Source organism: Streptomyces sp. NPDC050504, assembly GCF_044458065.1.
In the GTDB taxonomy this organism is placed as follows: domain Bacteria; phylum Actinomycetota; class Actinomycetes; order Streptomycetales; family Streptomycetaceae; genus Streptomyces.
Window position 1 is genome coordinate 548,152 of the sequence record NZ_JBITHO010000006.1, and the last position, 14,160, is coordinate 562,311.

Annotated in this window: 17 protein-coding genes; 12 read left to right on the forward strand and 5 right to left on the reverse strand. The window is 74.0% G+C overall.

What is annotated here, in order from left to right; all coding sequences use genetic code 11:
• Positions 1–51: 51 nt before the first annotated feature.
• Both ACIBNE_RS25150 and ACIBNE_RS25155 read right to left on the reverse strand, forming a co-directional pair.
• The gene (locus ACIBNE_RS25150) at positions 52–948 is read right to left on the reverse strand and encodes an RNA polymerase sigma-70 factor (RefSeq protein WP_399275141.1); all 897 of its coding nucleotides are present in this window, start codon (positions 946–948) and stop codon (positions 52–54) included.
• A gap of 126 nt (positions 949–1,074) precedes the next feature.
• Positions 1,075–1,431 (reverse strand): zinc ribbon domain-containing protein YjdM, encoded by a 357-nt coding sequence (locus ACIBNE_RS25155; protein WP_399275143.1) that lies wholly within the window; start codon positions 1,429–1,431, stop codon positions 1,075–1,077.
• Positions 1,432–1,569: 138 nt separating this feature from the next.
• Here ACIBNE_RS25155 and ACIBNE_RS25160 point away from each other — a divergent pair, with 138 nt between their 5' ends.
• The 3 genes from ACIBNE_RS25160 (at position 1,570) to ACIBNE_RS25170 (ending at position 2,817) form a co-directional block, all read left to right on the forward strand.
• Positions 1,570–1,911 (forward strand): ArsR/SmtB family transcription factor, encoded by a 342-nt coding sequence (locus ACIBNE_RS25160; RefSeq protein ID WP_399275144.1) that lies wholly within the window; start codon positions 1,570–1,572, stop codon positions 1,909–1,911.
• Between the two features lie 76 nt (positions 1,912–1,987).
• The gene (locus tag ACIBNE_RS25165) at positions 1,988–2,407 is read left to right on the forward strand and encodes a pyridoxamine 5'-phosphate oxidase family protein (protein WP_399275146.1); all 420 of its coding nucleotides are present in this window, start codon (positions 1,988–1,990) and stop codon (positions 2,405–2,407) included.
• 44 nt (positions 2,408–2,451) lie between these two features.
• The gene (locus tag ACIBNE_RS25170; RefSeq protein WP_399275435.1) at positions 2,452–2,817 is read left to right on the forward strand and encodes an ATP-binding protein; all 366 of its coding nucleotides are present in this window, start codon (positions 2,452–2,454) and stop codon (positions 2,815–2,817) included.
• Positions 2,818–2,847: 30 nt separating this feature from the next.
• Here the strand turns inward: ACIBNE_RS25170 and ACIBNE_RS25175 are convergent, their stop codons facing one another.
• Positions 2,848–3,198 (reverse strand): ArsR/SmtB family transcription factor, encoded by a 351-nt coding sequence (locus ACIBNE_RS25175; RefSeq protein ID WP_399275148.1) that lies wholly within the window; start codon positions 3,196–3,198, stop codon positions 2,848–2,850.
• A gap of 215 nt (positions 3,199–3,413) precedes the next feature.
• Positions 3,414–3,932 (reverse strand): GNAT family N-acetyltransferase, encoded by a 519-nt coding sequence (locus ACIBNE_RS25180; protein WP_399275150.1) that lies wholly within the window; start codon positions 3,930–3,932, stop codon positions 3,414–3,416.
• A 301-nt stretch (positions 3,933–4,233) separates the two neighbouring features.
• Between ACIBNE_RS25180 and ACIBNE_RS25185 the strand changes: the two genes are divergently transcribed.
• Genes ACIBNE_RS25185 through ACIBNE_RS25195 form a run of 3 tightly spaced genes read left to right on the forward strand, consistent with a single transcriptional unit; the run spans position 4,234 to position 7,091 of the window.
• Positions 4,234–4,977 (forward strand): (5-formylfuran-3-yl)methyl phosphate synthase, encoded by a 744-nt coding sequence (locus ACIBNE_RS25185; RefSeq protein WP_399275152.1) that lies wholly within the window; start codon positions 4,234–4,236, stop codon positions 4,975–4,977.
• Between the two features lie 45 nt (positions 4,978–5,022).
• Positions 5,023–6,129: an NAD(P)-dependent alcohol dehydrogenase gene (locus ACIBNE_RS25190; RefSeq protein WP_399275154.1), complete on the forward strand. Its 1,107-nt coding sequence runs from the start codon at positions 5,023–5,025 to the stop codon at positions 6,127–6,129.
• On the forward strand, positions 6,126–7,091 hold the full coding sequence (locus ACIBNE_RS25195) for a class I SAM-dependent methyltransferase (RefSeq protein WP_399275156.1): 966 nt from the start codon (positions 6,126–6,128) through the stop codon (positions 7,089–7,091). Before ACIBNE_RS25190 ends, ACIBNE_RS25195 begins: the two co-directional genes overlap by 4 nt.
• A 37-nt stretch (positions 7,092–7,128) precedes the next feature.
• Here the strand turns inward: ACIBNE_RS25195 and ACIBNE_RS25200 are convergent, their stop codons facing one another.
• A complete protein-coding gene (locus tag ACIBNE_RS25200) occupies positions 7,129–7,662 on the reverse strand; it encodes an EF-hand domain-containing protein (protein ID WP_399275158.1) in 534 nt (177 codons plus the stop codon).
• A 206-nt stretch (positions 7,663–7,868) separates the two neighbouring features.
• Between ACIBNE_RS25200 and ACIBNE_RS25205 the strand changes: the two genes are divergently transcribed.
• From ACIBNE_RS25205 to mnhG, 6 genes are read left to right on the forward strand one after another with little or no spacing between them, the layout of a single operon-like run.
• The gene (locus tag ACIBNE_RS25205) at positions 7,869–10,760 is read left to right on the forward strand and encodes a Na+/H+ antiporter subunit A (RefSeq protein ID WP_399275160.1); all 2,892 of its coding nucleotides are present in this window, start codon (positions 7,869–7,871) and stop codon (positions 10,758–10,760) included.
• Entirely contained in the window at positions 10,757–11,308 is a 552-nt protein-coding gene (locus tag ACIBNE_RS25210) for a Na(+)/H(+) antiporter subunit C (protein WP_399275162.1), read from the forward strand. The genes ACIBNE_RS25205 and ACIBNE_RS25210 overlap by 4 nt, the downstream gene beginning before the upstream one ends.
• Positions 11,305–12,876 carry a Na+/H+ antiporter subunit D gene (locus ACIBNE_RS25215; RefSeq protein WP_399275164.1) on the forward strand — a complete coding sequence of 524 codons (1,572 nt, stop codon included), beginning with the start codon at positions 11,305–11,307 and terminating at the stop codon, positions 12,874–12,876. Before ACIBNE_RS25210 ends, ACIBNE_RS25215 begins: the two co-directional genes overlap by 4 nt.
• Entirely contained in the window at positions 12,873–13,469 is a 597-nt protein-coding gene (locus tag ACIBNE_RS25220) for a Na+/H+ antiporter subunit E (RefSeq protein WP_399275166.1), read from the forward strand. Before ACIBNE_RS25215 ends, ACIBNE_RS25220 begins: the two co-directional genes overlap by 4 nt.
• Positions 13,466–13,759, forward strand: coding sequence for a monovalent cation/H+ antiporter complex subunit F (locus ACIBNE_RS25225; protein ID WP_399275168.1), 294 nt, complete (start codon positions 13,466–13,468; stop codon positions 13,757–13,759). The genes ACIBNE_RS25220 and ACIBNE_RS25225 overlap by 4 nt, the downstream gene beginning before the upstream one ends.
• Positions 13,756–14,097: a monovalent cation/H(+) antiporter subunit G gene (mnhG, locus tag ACIBNE_RS25230; protein ID WP_399275170.1), complete on the forward strand. Its 342-nt coding sequence runs from the start codon at positions 13,756–13,758 to the stop codon at positions 14,095–14,097. The genes ACIBNE_RS25225 and mnhG overlap by 4 nt, the downstream gene beginning before the upstream one ends.
• The last annotated feature ends 63 nt before the right edge of the window (positions 14,098–14,160 follow it).

Genomic DNA, 14,160 nt, shown 5'->3' on the forward strand with positions numbered 1-14,160 from the left:
GAGTGCCGGGCGGATCGAAGGTGTCGGGCGCGCCGGGGGCGCCGGGCGCGGTCATCGCAGGGTCAGCGGGGTCTCGACCCCGACGCGGGTCAGCTTCTCGGGGTTGCGGACGTAGTAGAGGCCGGCGATGCGGCCGTCTTCGACGTGCGGCGCCATGACGCCGTCCAGCTCGCCGTCCAGGCGCAGCACGAGAGCCGGGTTGCCGTTGACGACGGTGGGTTCGCAGGTGATCTCGGCGTCCGCCGTGACGGGGCTGCCGAGGTAGAAGCGCACCAGTTTGTCGGCGCCGACGACCGGGCGCAGCGCGGCGCGCTTGATGCCGCCGCCGTCGCTCACCAGGACGACGTTCGGGGCGAGGACGTCCAGGAGGCCCTGCGGGTCGCGGGTTTCGAGCGCGCGCCGGAGCGACTCAAGGGCCGCCCTGACCTCGCCGGGGGTGACCGTCTTGCGGGGGCGGCGGGCGTCGACGTGCTTGCGGGCGCGGTGCGCGATCTGGCGTACGGCCGCGGGGGTCTTGCCCACGGCCTCGGCTATCTCGTCGTAGTCGACGTCGAAGACCTCGCGCAGGACGAACACCGCGCGCTCGGTGGGCGACAGGGTCTCCAGGACGACCATCAGCGCCATCGACATGCTCTCGGCCAGTTCGACGTCCTCGGCCACGTCGGGCGCGGTGAGCAGCGGCTCGGGCAGCCACTGGCCGACGTACGCCTCCTTGCGGCGCTTCAGGGTGCGCAGCCGGTCGAGTGCCTGCCGGGTGGTGATCCGCACCAGGTAGGCGCGTTGGTCGCGCACCCGCGCCAGGTCGACCCCGACCCAGCGCAGCCAGGTCTCCTGGAGCACGTCCTCCGCGTCGGCCGCCGAGCCGAGCATCTCGTAGGCGACGGTGAAGAGCAGGTTCCTGTGGGCGACGAACGCCCCGGTCGCCGGGTCGCCCGCGTGTTCGGTCATGTCTCGGCCCTTCCGGTCGCGGTCGACTGTCGACCGTCCGGCATCAAGACACCGCGGGACCGATCACCGTGACACCCTGTGACGTGGATCACTCGGCGAGGGCCGGGGCCGGGACCCGGGCGCGGGTCAGACCTTCTTCACCACGCTCGACTTGAGGTGCATCGCGCCGAAGCCGTCGATCCTGCAGTCGATGTCGTGCCCGTCCACGCCGTCCACCAGACGGATGTTGCGCACCTTCGTGCCCGCCTTGATGCCCGAGGGGCTGCCCTTGACCTTCAGGGCCTTGACCACGGTCACGGTGTCGCCGTCGGCGAGCACGTTCCCCACCGCGTCCTTGACCGCTTTCTCCCCGCCGCCACCGGCCGGGGCCGCGGCGGCTTCGGGGGACCACTCGTGGCCGCACTCGGGACAGACGAGGAGGGCTCCCATCTCATAGGCGTACGAACCGGAGCACTCGGGGCAGGCAGGAAGATTCTCAGACATGGCCGCAGTCTATATTCGGCCCGAGTCAATGCATGAATTGCAAATTTCTGCAATTCCATACATGCTGTGCGCACGTTGCGCCGCCCGGGAGCCGGAGCGCGGCGTCGCACCGGGCGGGCCGAGGAGGAGGGGGATCCCGTGGCGGTTCCGCTGTACCGGGCCAAGGCCGAGTTCTTCCGGATGCTGGGGCATCCGGTGCGCATCCGGGTCCTGGAGCTGCTCCAGCGCGGCCCGATGCCGGTACGGGACCTGCTCGCCGAGATCGAGGTGGAGCCCTCCAGCCTCTCGCAGCAGCTCGCGGTCCTGCGCCGGTCGGGGATCGTCACCTCCACGCGCGAGGGGGCGACGGTGGTGTACGAACTGGCCGGAGGGGACGTGGCGGAGCTGATGCGCGCCGCGCGCCGCATCCTGACCATGATGCTGGCCGGCCAGCGCGAACTCCTCGAAGAACTGCGGGAAGCCGAGGTCAGCGCGCCGTGAGCACCCCGACCGACCGGGTGCGCCACCCGCCCCGTTCCCCGCTGCCGACCCTCCTGACCCCTTCGGAGTCCGTACGATGACCCGTTCCGCCCCGCACCGCATGCTGGAGGTCTCCGGCAGCGAGGCCCTGTGGCTGCTCGAAGGCACCGCCCTGGGACGCCTGGTGTACGTCCGGCAGGGCGCCCCCGTCGTCCGTCCCGCGGTGCACCTCCTGGAGTACGGCCGCCTGATCGTACGGGCCCCGGCCCAGGCCGCCGCCCTGTCCGGCCGCGCCACCCTCACCTACCAGGCCGACGCGATCGACGTGGCGGCGGGCGGCACCGGCTGGACGGTCACCGCCACCGGTCCGGCCGAGCTCGTCGCCGACCCCGACGAGGCCGCCCACTACCGCCGTACGCTGCCCGGCTGGGTCCACGGCCCGCACGACACCCTGCTGCGCGTCCAGCCGCAGAGCGTCGCGGGCTTCCGCCTCGCCCGCCCGGAGGTGACCGGGTGAACGCCCACGCGCTGCCCTGGCGGCACGCACTGACCGTGCCCGCCATGGGCTCGGCCGTCCGGATGGCCCGCGAGACCGCCGAACTCGCCCTCACCGAATGGGGCGTGAGCCCGCGCCACCCCGCTGTCGGGGCGGCCCTGCTGATCCTCAGCGAGCTGGTCACCAACAGCGTCCGGCACGCCGCGGCGCTCTCCCCCGACATCACGGTCGTCTTCGCGGGCGGCCCGGACGCCTTCGCCTTCGCCGTCCACGACCGCCACCCCTACAAACCGCCCCTGCACGTCACCGCCCCCGGCACCACCGGGCTCACCACCGTCATGGAGCTCACCCTCGGCCTCGGCGGCACCGCGGTGGTACGGGGCGACTCCGACGACGGCGGCAAGAGCATCTGGATCACCCTGCCCCTGTGACCGGCCGCCCGGCCTGGCGGGGCGCCCCGGTCACGGCGCGGCACGCCGTACCGGATCGGCGGCGCGCAGGTCGGCCAGCAGCTCGGCCTGCCCGGTCAGCACCCCCGTCAGGATGGACCTGGCGACCTTCAGCAGCTCCGCGACCTGCTCGTTGACCAGCGAGTAGTACACGCCCGCCCCCTCGCGGCGGGTGACCACCAGGTTCGCCCGGCGCAACACCGCCAGCTGCTGCGACAGGTGCGCCGGCTCCACGCCCACCTTGGGCAGCATCTCGGAGACCGCGTGCTCGCGCTCGCTCAGCAGTTCCAGGACCCGGATGCGCACCGGATGCCCGAGCGTCTTGAAGAACTCGGCCTTCAGCTGGTAAAGCGGCGTACTCATCGAACCGGCCCTCCGCACCACCACGGGCGCATCGGGCACCGGGTCCACCCACGCGTCTTCGTCATGGAACCATCATCCGGCCTGTACGGGCCGGGGGCGGACCCGCCCACCCCTCGGCCGGTCCCGGAGGGCGGCCGGGTCCAGGAGGGCGGCCAGGTCCCAGGGGGTGGCCAGGTCCAGGAGGGCGGCCCCGGCTCGTCGTGCGGCCGTCGGCGTCACGGTCCGATGTCGAGCTGCCAGCGGATCTCGCCCTCGTGCCGTTCGCCGGTGGGGGCGAGCCCGGCGGCGGTGGCGACGGCGGCGGACGCCCGGTGGTCGGGGTGGACGTGGGCGACGACGGTGCGCACCCGCTGCCCGCCGAGCCAGGCGACGAGTGCTCGGGCGGCTTCGGTGGCGATGCCCCTGCCCTGCCACGGGGTCCCCACCACCCAGGCGATCTCGGCGACCGGTCCGTGCGCGGAAGGGCCGACCGTCGCCTGGACGGTGCCCGCCAGGCAGGGCTCGTCACGGATCGCGACCACCCAGTTCAGCCAGGACACGGCAGGATCGGGAGAGCCGGCGAGCATGCGCAGATAGCGCGAGCGCAGGGAGTCCAGAGTGTCCGGCGCGCCGCCGGTGAAGGCGTGCAGGGCCGGATCGGACAGCACCACGGCCATCTCCTCGGCGTGCTCCACGCGCAGCGGCAGCAGGTCCAGCCGCGTGGTGGCGATGGGCCGAGCCGCGAGAACGCCCACGCCACGACCGCCTCACCGCAGTAGGACCGGGCGGACCCGGACGGAACCGGGCAAGCGTCTTGATCACCGCCTCGGCACGGTCACGTTACACGGGCCCGTGCCGACAACGGCAAGGCCCCCGGGCCCGGTTCGCCCCGGTACGCACGGCGCACGCACAGAACACGAGCGCCCCGCCGGACACTCCGCGCGCCCTACCGATGCCCGCGGGCGGCGGATGAAGATGAGCGCTCCACCCATGAAGTCCGGCGATCCGCGGCCCCCTGCCCTCCGGCGGGCGGTCCCGCGGCGGAAGGAGCTCACGGTGTTGCTTCTCGTCTCCCCCGACAGCGTCGAGGAGGCCATCGCCTGCGCGCAGGCCGCGGAGCACCTCGACATCGTCGACGTCAAGAAGCCCGACGAGGGCTCGCTCGGCGCCAACTTCCCCTGGGTCATCCGCGCGGTCCGCGACGCGACACCGGCGGACAAACCGGTGTCCGCCACGGTGGGGGACGTCCCGTACAAGCCCGGCACGGTGGCGCAGGCCGCGCTCGGCGCGGTCGTCTCCGGCGCCACGTACGTCAAGGTCGGCCTCTACGGATGCACGACGCCCGACCAGGGCGTCGAGGTGATGCGCGCGGTCGTCCGGGCGGTCAAGGACCACCGCCCCGACGCGCTCGTCGTCGCCTCCGGTTACGCCGACGCCCACCGCGTCGGCAGCGTCGATCCGCTCGACGTGCCCGGCATCGCCGCCCGCTCCGGCGCCGACGCGGCCATGCTCGACACCGCCGTCAAGGACGGGACGCGGCTGTTCGACCACGTTCCTCCCGAGGCCTGCGCCGAGTTCGTGCGGCTGGCCCACGCCTCCGGCCGGCTCGCGGCCCTCGCGGGCAGCGTCGCACGCTCCGACCTCGGTCCGCTGACCCGCATGGGCACGGACATCGTGGGCGTACGGGGAGCGGTCTGCGAGGGCGGCGACCGGGACGCCGGGCGGATCCGGCCGCACCTGGTGGCCGCGTTCCGGGCGGAGATGGACCGGCACGCCGCCGGCGTCCCCACCGCGGGCTGACCGCCGTGCCCACCACCGCTCAGTGAGGCTCTCAGGAGGCACCGCATGAGGTTCCGGGCTGCCGTACTGCGCGCGTACGAGGACCCGTTCACGGTCGAGGAGGTGACCCTGGGGGCGGAGCCCGGCGCGGACGAGGTCCTGGTCGAGATCGCGGGCGCCGGGATGTGCCGGACGGACCTCGCGGTCCGGCGGTCGGCCGGCCGCAGCCCGCTGCCCGTCGTGCTCGGCCACGAGGGCGCGGGGGTCGTGGTGCGGGCGGGCAGCGGAAGCGGGGCCCCGGTCGGGGTGGGCGACCACGTCGTGCTGAGCTTCGACTCCTGCGGACACTGCCGCAACTGCCTGGGCGCGGCCCCCGCCCACTGCGACTCCTTCGCCTCCCTCAACCTCTTCGGGGGGCGCGGCGGGGAACCGCCCCGGCTCACCGACGCGGCCGGAAGACCCCTGGCCCCCCGGTGGTTCGGCCAGTCCTCGTTCGCCGAGTACGCGCTGGTCCCGGCACGCAACGCCGTCCGGGTCGACCCCGCCCTGCCGCTCGAACTGCTCGGGCCCCTCGGCTGCGGCTTCCTCACCGGTGCCGGGGCCGTGCTGAACACCTTCGGCGCGGGCCCCGGCGACACCCTGGCCGTCCTGGGCGCCGGGGCCGTTGGCCTGGCCGCGGTGATGGCGGCCACCGCCGCCGGAGTGCGGACCGTGGCCGTCGACCGGCTTCCCCGACGGCTCGCCCTGGCCGAACGGTTCGGCGCGGTACCGCTGCCCTCGGGAACGTCGGGACTGCCCGACCGGATCCGGCGGCTGACCGACGGCGGCGCGCGGTACGCCCTGGACACCACGGCGTCGGCCCCGCTCGTCAACGCCGCGCTCCACGCGCTGCGCCCCACCGGCACGCTCGGCCTGGTGGCGCGCCTCCACACCGCGCTGCCGCTCGAACCGGGCGCGCTCGACCGGGGCCGCGGCATCCGGCACATCTGCGAGGGGGACGCCGTACCCGCACTGCTGGTCCCCCGGCTGACCGCACTGTGGCGGGCCGGGCTCTTCCCCTTCGACCAGCTGATCCGCACCTATCCGCTGGCCGACGTCAACGAGGCCGAACGCGACTGCGACGCGGGCCTCGTGGTCAAACCCGTCCTGATCCCGGAGAGGAGCGGCCGATGAGCGAGACCCTCGGTGCCGCGCGATCCCCCCGCCCGCTCTCCGCGTACGGAGGAGCCCCGGCCCGCGCCGCGCAGCGGCGGACGGACCCGCGGGGCGTGTCAGGAGGCGTGGGCCTGACCGCCCTCCTGGTCGCCGCGGCACGGGCGATCGAGACCCACCGGCACGACAGCCTGGCCGCGGACCCCTACGCGGAGCACTTCGTGCGCGCCGCCCCGGCGTCCGCGCACTGGCCGGTGCGCGCCGAGCAGGCCGGGGGCGGGGACGACGACCCGCTGTGGGGGCGGTTCGCCCGCTACTTCGGCCTGCGGACCAGGGTCCTCGACGACTTCCTCCTCCACGCGGTCCGTGCGGGCGCCCGGCAGGTGGTCCTCCTGGGCGCGGGGCTCGACACGCGCGCCTTCCGGCTGGAGTGGCCCTCCGACCCGGTGGTCTACGAGATCGACCGGGCGGGCGTGCTGTCCTTCAAGCAGCGGGTGCTCACCGGCCTGTCGGCCGTCCCCGGGGTGCGGCGCGTCCCCGTGCCGGCCGATCTGCGCGCCGACTGGGCGGGCGCGCTGACCGGCGCCGGTTTCGACCCGGCCCTCCCGACCGCCTGGCTGGCCGAAGGGCTCCTGTTCTACCTGTCGGGCCCGGTGGAGACGCGACTGCTCGACGCGGTGGACGGCCTGACCGCCGCGGGCGGCGCCCTGGCCTACGAGGTCAAGCTGGAGAAGGACCTGCTGGCGTACCGCGACAGCCCGATCTACTCCGCGACGCGGGCGCGGCTCGGCATCGACCTGCTCGACCTCTTCGCCAAGGGCCCGCGACCCGACTCGGCGGGCGGGCTGCGGGCGAAGGGCTGGTCCGCCTGCGCCCACTCGCCCTTCGGGTTCTCCCGTCGGCACGGCCGCGGCCCCCTGCCCGAACCGAACGACGCCCTGGAGGGGAACCGGTGGGTGTTCGCCCACAGACCACGGCCGTGACGTCCCCGGGGCCCGCGCCGTGGGCCCCGGGCCGTGATCAGGACTCCGGGACGGACACCAGGCGGTCGCCCGCGGTCCCGGCCAGGTCCGGTGCGTAGTAGTCCTCGATGGCGGCGGCCCAGGTGGCGACGGTGACGCGGTCCTCGGCGTCCGGGCCGAAGGCGTCGAAGAGCGCGTGGACGTTCGCCTCCTGGAAGCCGATCGCCGTCATCAGCGCCACGAAGAGCGGGCGTTCGATCAGGCCGTCCCCGTCGGGGTCGCCGAGCGCGGAGAGCGCCACGGCGAACTCGGTGACCGTGGGGCCGAAGCGCTCGGGGTCGAGGACGACCGGGCGGAACTCGTCGACGGTGACCACACCGTCTCCGTCGGTGTCCAGCTCGGCGGCCAGCGTCGTCCAGTACCGGCGGAACGCGGCCCGGATCGCGGCCCTGGCCCCGTCGTCCGATGCGGTCGCCGCCGCCAGGACCCGGCCCGTCATGAGGTCGAAGTCGTCGGAGTCGACGACTCCGTTGCCGTTGGCGTCGAAGAGGGAGAAGACCAGTTCGACCCGCTGGGCGGCCTCGGTTCGCATGTACGTCACCTGTCTTCCGCGGCCCGTCGGTGCCGGGCCTGGCTCTGTGCGTGCTTCCACACAACCGCGCGGGGAGAGGTCCGCGCCGGTGAACCGCTCTTCGTAACCGGAAGGAGTGAGTGCCCCGCCCGCCGGGCACAGGTACGAATCGTCCCGTTCGGCGTGCCTTGTTCTTTACACCCTGTAAATCCAGATACTGATGCCCCATGACTGTGCTGGTCCTCGTCCACTTCGCCGTCGCGCTCTGCGCCGCCCCGCTGATCCGCAGGCTGGGGCTCCGCGCTTTCGCCGTGCTGGCGCTGCCGCCCGCCGCGGCCCTCGTCTGGGCCGTGTCGCGGTGGGACCGGGTGGAGTCGGGCCGGGCCGTCACGGAGTCGTGGACGTGGATCGAGGCGTACGACGTCGAGGCCGCCTTCCGGCTGGACGCCCTGTCCTTGGTGATGGTGCTGCTCGCCGCCGGGGTCGGGGCGCTGGTCCTGTTCTACTGCGGCCGCTACTTCGACGCCGGGTCGCCGCGCCTCGGCCGGTTCGGCGGGAACCTCCTCGGCTTCGCGGGCGCCATGCTGGGGCTCGTCCTCGCCGACGACCTGATGGTCCTCTACCTGTTCTGGGAACTGACGACGGTCCTGTCGTTCCTGCTCATCGGGTACGACAGCGAGAAGCGGGAGAGCCGCCGATCCGCGCTCCAGGCGCTGACCGTCACCTCCGTGGGCGGTCTCGCGATGTTCGTCGGGTTCCTGATGCTGGGCCACCTCGCGGGCACATACCGCATCTCCCGCATCCTGGAGGCCCCGCCTGAGCCGAGCGGCACGCTGACGGCGGCCGTGCTGCTCGTGCTGTGCGGGGCGGTCGCCAAGTCCGCGGTGTGGCCGCTGAGTCTGTGGCTGCCCAACGCGATGGCCGCGCCCACCCCGGTCAGCGCCTATCTGCACGCCGCCGCGATGGTGAAGGCGGGCGTGTACCTCGTGGCGCGGCTCGCCCCGGCGTTCGCGGACGTCCCCGTGTGGCGGCCCGTCCTGCTGACGCTGGGCACGGCGACGATGCTGCTGGGCGGCTGGCGGGCGCTGCGCGAGAACGACCTCAAACTGGTGCTCGCCCACGGCACGGTCAGCCAGCTGGGCCTGCTCCTCGTGCTCGCGGGCGCGGGCTCGTACGACGTCGCGCTCGCGGCGATCTCGATGATCCTGGCGCACGCCCTGTTCAAGGCGCCGCTGTTCCTGGTGACCGGGATCGTCGACCACGCGGCCGGCACGCGTGACCTGCGGCGCCTGTCGGAAGTGGGGCGGTCGCTGCCGTGGGTGTGCGCGGTGGCCGTCGTGGCGGGCGCTTCGATGGCGGCGCTGCCGCCGCTGATCGGGTTCGTCGCGAAGGAAGCCGCGTTCGACGCGCTGCTGAACGGCAGCGCTGCCGAGCGCTGCGCCCTGGGCCTGGTCGTCGCCGGGTCCGCCTGCACCACGGCGTACACCCTGCGGTTCCTGTGGGGCGCCTTCGCCCGCAAGCCGGGGACGCCGCCGACCCCCGTGCACCGCGTCGGCCCCGCGTTCCTCGCGCCGCCCGCGCTGCTCGCGCTCGGCTGTCTCGCCCTCGGCCCCGGCATCGGCACGCTCGCCCCGCTCTTCGAACGGTACGCGTCCCAGTACCCCGCCCCCGCGCACCCGTACCACCTCGCCCTGTGGCACGGCTTCGGGGTCCCGCTCGGGCTCTCCGCACTCGCCTGGCTGGCCGGCGCGGCGCTGTTCGTGGCGCGGGAGCCGGTGGCGCGGACCGGGCGGCGCCTCGCCTGGCCGACGGCGGACGCGGTGTTCGGCCGGACCGTCCTCGGTCTGGAACGGACCGCCCTCCAGGTGACGGGCGCGGTGCAGAAGGGCTCGCTGCCCGCGTACGTGGCCACGGTCCTCGTCGTCACGGTCGCCGGGCTCGCCGCGGTCCTCGTCGTCGACCGACCCTGGCACGGCGCCCCCGCGCCGCGCGCGTGGGACTCCCCGTGGCAGGCCGGAGTCGGGGCGCTGACCTGCGCGGCCGCTCTGATGTGCCTGTTCGTGCGGCGGCGGATGAAGGCCGCCGTCCTCGCGGGCCTGACCGGGTACGGCACGGGACTGCTGTACGTCGTCCAGGGCGCGCCCGACCTCGCCCTCACCCAGTTCGCCGTGGAGACCGTCTCCACGGTGGTGCTGGTACTGGTGCTGCGGCGGCTGCCGGTCTACTTCGGCGACTCGGGGATGCTGCGCCGCCGGGCGACGGGAACGGTCCTCGCGCTGGGCAGCGGGGCGCTGGTGGCGTGCGCGCTGTGGCTGGCCGCGGCGGCGCGTACGGCCGATCCCGCCGGGGCCGCCATGACGGAGGAGACCGCGCACCACGGCCTCAAGGACGTGGTCTCGGCGATCCTCGTGGACTACCGCGCCTGGGACACGATGGGCGAGTCCGCCGTCCTCGCGGTCGCCGTCCTCGGCGTCATCAGCCTGCTGTACGTGCACCGCCGCCAGGGACCGTCGGCCAGGGAACCCGTCCGGCGGCCCGGCGGCGTGACGGCCTGGTCCCCGGCGGGCTCCCGCATCCGGGCCCCCCTCGGCCCCGGTCAGGCCGCGCCCGAGCGCAGCTGGCTGGTGGCGGCCGACACCCTGGACCCCGCGTACCGGTCGGTGGTCTTCGAGGTGGTCGCCCGGCTGGTCTTCCACCCCGTCCTGATGCTGTCGGTGTACCTGCTGCTGTGCGCGGAGAACCTGCCGGGCGGCGGCTTCGTCGGGGGCCTGGTCGCGGGGGTCGCCATGACCATCCGCTACCTCGCGGGCGGGCGGCACGAACTGGACGCCGCGGCCCCGCTCCACCCCGGGTTCCTGACCGGTCTCGGCCTGTTCCTGTCCACGGGAGTCGCGCTCCTGGGGCTGGTCGACGGCACGGTGCTGCACGCCTGGACCTGGCGCGGACACCTGCCGCTGATCGGCGACTGGCACGCGGGCACCGCCGTCCTCTTCGACCTGGGCGTGTACCTGCTGGTGCTCGGGGTCGTCCTGGACATCGTCCGCGCCCTCGGCTCCAAGATCGACCAACAGACCGAGTACGCGGCGGGCCTCGCCCTCGCCGGTGAGGGGCGCCGATGACCGTCAGCGCGGCGCTGCTCGTCTGCGCCCTCGTCCTGTCCGGCACGGGCGGAATGCTCATCCTCACCCGCAGCCTCACCCGGGTCCTGGTCGGCGTCATCCTCTGCGGCAACGGGGTGAACCTCTTCGTCCTCGCCGCCACCGGACCCGCCGGGGTCCCGGCACTGCTGTACCCCGGGGTCCCCCACGACCGGGTGACGGACCCGCTGCCCCAGGCCATCGTGCTGACCGCGGTCGTCATCACCCTGGCCACCACCGCGTTCGTGCTGGCCATGGCGTACCGCAGCAGTCAGCTGACCGGCTCGGACTTCGTCCCCGACGACCTCGCCGACCGCAGGGTCGTGCTGCGCGCCCAGATCGCGGCGGAGCGCGCCGAGCTGCGCACGCGGCACCGCGACGAGGGGCCCAGTGCCTGGCGGCAGGAGCGCCGCGAACAGCGCCACCGGCTCCGCGTCGACCGGGCGTCCCAGGCACGCGCCCAGGACTCCTTCGGCGACGGCGACCCGTGGGACGACGTACTCGGCACGGACCCGGAGGATGCCCCGTGAACCATCTCGTCCCCCTGCCGGTCGTGCTGCCGCTCGCGGTGTGCGGCCTGAGCCTGTTCGTCGGGCCCCGGCTGCGCTGGCTGCACCGGCTGATCACCGTCGGGGTGCTCGTCGCGGTCGTCGCCGTCGACCTGGCCCTGCTGGTCGCCGCCGACCGCACCGGACCGCTCGTCTCCCACCTCGGCGGCTTCGCGCCGCCGCTCGGCGTGACCCTGGTCGCGGACCGGCTCGCCGCGCTGATGCTGACCGTGTCCGGGGCCGTCACCCTGATCGTCCTGGTCTACGCCATGGGCCAGGGCATGGCCGACCGCGAGGAGAAGGCGCCCCTCGCCGTCTTCCACCCGGCGTACCTGGTCCTGGTCTCGGGCGTCTCGCTCACCTTCCTCGCCGGTGACCTCGTCAACCTCTACGTCGGCTTCGAGATCATGCTGATGGCCAGCTTCGTGCTGCTGACGGTGGGCGCCACCGAGCCGCGCGTGCGGGCCGGTTCCACCTACGTCGTCGTCTCGCTCGTCTCCTCGCTGGTCTTCCTCGCGGGCGTGGCCGTGACCTACGCGGCGGCGGGCACCGTGAACTTCGCGCAGCTCGCCGAGCGGTTCGGCGCGCTCCCGCTCGGCGTGCGGAGCCTGGCGGAGGTCCTGCTGCTCACCGTGTTCGGGGTGAAGGCCGCCGCGTTCCCCGTGTCCGCCTGGCTCCCGGACTCCTACCCCACCGCGCCCGCGCCGGTGACGGCCGTCTTCGCCGGGCTGCTCACCAAGGTCGGCGTGTACTCGATGATCCGCACCGAGACCCTGCTGTTCCCCGGCAACCGGCTCTCGTCGGTGCTGATGGCGGTGGCGTTCGCCTCCATGGTCGTCGGCATCCTCGGCGCGGTCGCCCAGACCGACCTCAAGCGCCTGCTGTCCTTCACCCTGGTCAGTCACATCGGCTTCATGCTGTTCGGCATCGCGCTCGGCAGCCGCCAGGGCGTCGGCGGCGCGATCGTCTACACGGCGCACCACATCACGGTGCAGACCACGCTGTTCCTCGCCGCCGGGCTGCTGGAGAAGCGGTACGGCACGACGGAGCTGACCCGGCTCGGCGGCGTGGCCCGCGGCGCGCCGCTACTGGCCGTGCTGTGGTTCGTACCCGCCATGAGCCTCGCCGGAATCCCCCCGCTGTCGGGCTTCCTCGGCAAGCTCGGGCTGATGCGGGCCGGTGCCGCCGACGGCGGGGCGTGGGCCTACCTCCTGCTCGGCGCGGCGGCGGTGACGAGTCTGCTGACGCTGTACGTGGTGGTGAAGGTGTGGAACCTGGCGTTCTGGCGCGCCGCGCCGAACGCGTCGGCCTCGCCTGAGGGCGACGTGCTGGAGGAGAACGACGACAGCGACGACTCCGGCGCAGCGGGCGCGGTGTGCGTCCGCACCACGACCCGGGTCCCCCGCGTGATGACGGCGGCCACCGCGGCCGCCGTCGCCCTCGGACTCTCCTACACCGTCCTCGCCACGCCGCTCACCGGTCTGGCCGACCGTTCGGCCGCCGAGCTGCTGGCCCGCACCCCCTACGTCGAGGCGGTGCTCGCCCCGTGAACTCCCCCTCGCTCAAGACGCGGTGGCAGCGTCTCGACCTCCCCCTCATCGCCTGGCTCACCGTCATCTGGATGCTGCTCTGGTCGGGGCCGACCTGGGGCAACCTGATCAGCGGCGTCCTCGTGGCGGTCGTCCTGTGCCTGGTCTTCCCGCTGCCCGCCGTCGAACTCGACCTGCGGCTGCGGCCGTTCGCGATCCTGCGGCTCGCCGCCTACCTGCTGGGCGACATGGTGGCGTCCAGTGCCGTGGTGGCCAGGCACGCGCTGTCCGGTCGGCGGCGCCCGGCCGCCGTGGTGCGCGTGCCGCTGCGGTGCCGCACGGACCTGATGGTCGCGGCGACCGCCGTCGCCGTGTCGAGCGTGCCGGGCGGCGCGCTGGTGGAGGTGAACGGCTCGACGGCCATCCTCTTCCTGCACGTCTCCGGTGCCGACGACCCCCGGGCCGTGGACCGGGCGCGCGGCGACGCCTGGCGCCTGGAGGCCCTGGTCGTACGGGCCTTCGGAACCCGCGAGGAGATCGCGCGCGTCACGGCGGCTCCCCCGCCCTCCTCCCCCACCGGACCCCCACCCACCGGAAAGGCCCCCGGCCCGTGACCCTGGCCAACGACCTCCTGCTCCACGGCGCCCTGGTGCTGATCCTGCTCGCCGGCGCGCTCCTGCTCGCCGGCGTCTGGCGCGGTCCCACGATGCTGGACCGCGCCATCGCCGTGGACGTCGCCGCCGTACTGATCATCGCCGGGATCGGCGTGGACGCGGCGTTCACCCGTTCCCGCTACTACCTGTCGATCATGCTGGTGCTCGCCTTCCTGGGGTTCACCAGCTCGGTCGCCATCGCCAGGTTCATCGCCGCGCGGGACCGCGCATCGGCCAAGGAGCGCCCGTGAACACCTGGGAGAACGCGGCCGACCTGGCCGGTTCGGTCCTCCTCTTCCTCGGCGCGGCGGTCTGCCTGACCGGCGTCATCGGCCTCCTGCGGCTGCCGGACGTCCTGACCCGCAGCGCCGCCGCGACCAACCCGCAGACCTTCGGCATGCTGGTGCTCCTGGCGGGCGTGGCCCTGCGGCTGCGCTCCGGCGTCGACCTGGGCACCCTCGCCCTGGTCGCCTTCTTCCAGCTGCTGACCAGCGCGGTGGCGGCCCACCTGGTGGCCCGCGCCGCGTACCGCACGGGCCAGACCGGGGAGTGCGAACTGCTGCGCGACGAGCTGGGCGACGGGAAGTGAGCACCGCGGCCGCCGCGGCCGCACACCGTGCGACCAGGGCTCCGGGCGGCGGTGCCCCTTTCG

Coding starts and splice junctions, on each gene's coding strand:
- ACIBNE_RS25150 (WP_399275141.1), bottom strand. CDS start 948: ATGACCGAACACGCGGGCGACCCGGCGACCGGGGCGTTCGTCGCCCAC.
- ACIBNE_RS25155 (WP_399275143.1), bottom strand. CDS start 1,431: ATGTCTGAGAATCTTCCTGCCTGCCCCGAGTGCTCCGGTTCGTACGCC.
- ACIBNE_RS25165 (WP_399275146.1), top strand. CDS start 1,988: ATGACCCGTTCCGCCCCGCACCGCATGCTGGAGGTCTCCGGCAGCGAG.
- ACIBNE_RS25170 (WP_399275435.1), top strand. CDS start 2,452: ATGGGCTCGGCCGTCCGGATGGCCCGCGAGACCGCCGAACTCGCCCTC.
- ACIBNE_RS25175 (WP_399275148.1), bottom strand. CDS start 3,198: ATGAGTACGCCGCTTTACCAGCTGAAGGCCGAGTTCTTCAAGACGCTC.
- ACIBNE_RS25190 (WP_399275154.1), top strand. CDS start 5,023: ATGAGGTTCCGGGCTGCCGTACTGCGCGCGTACGAGGACCCGTTCACG.
- ACIBNE_RS25195 (WP_399275156.1), top strand. CDS start 6,126: ATGAGCGAGACCCTCGGTGCCGCGCGATCCCCCCGCCCGCTCTCCGCG.
- ACIBNE_RS25200 (WP_399275158.1), bottom strand. CDS start 7,662: ATGCGAACCGAGGCCGCCCAGCGGGTCGAACTGGTCTTCTCCCTCTTC.
- ACIBNE_RS25205 (WP_399275160.1), top strand. CDS start 7,869: ATGACTGTGCTGGTCCTCGTCCACTTCGCCGTCGCGCTCTGCGCCGCC.
- ACIBNE_RS25210 (WP_399275162.1), top strand. CDS start 10,757: ATGACCGTCAGCGCGGCGCTGCTCGTCTGCGCCCTCGTCCTGTCCGGC.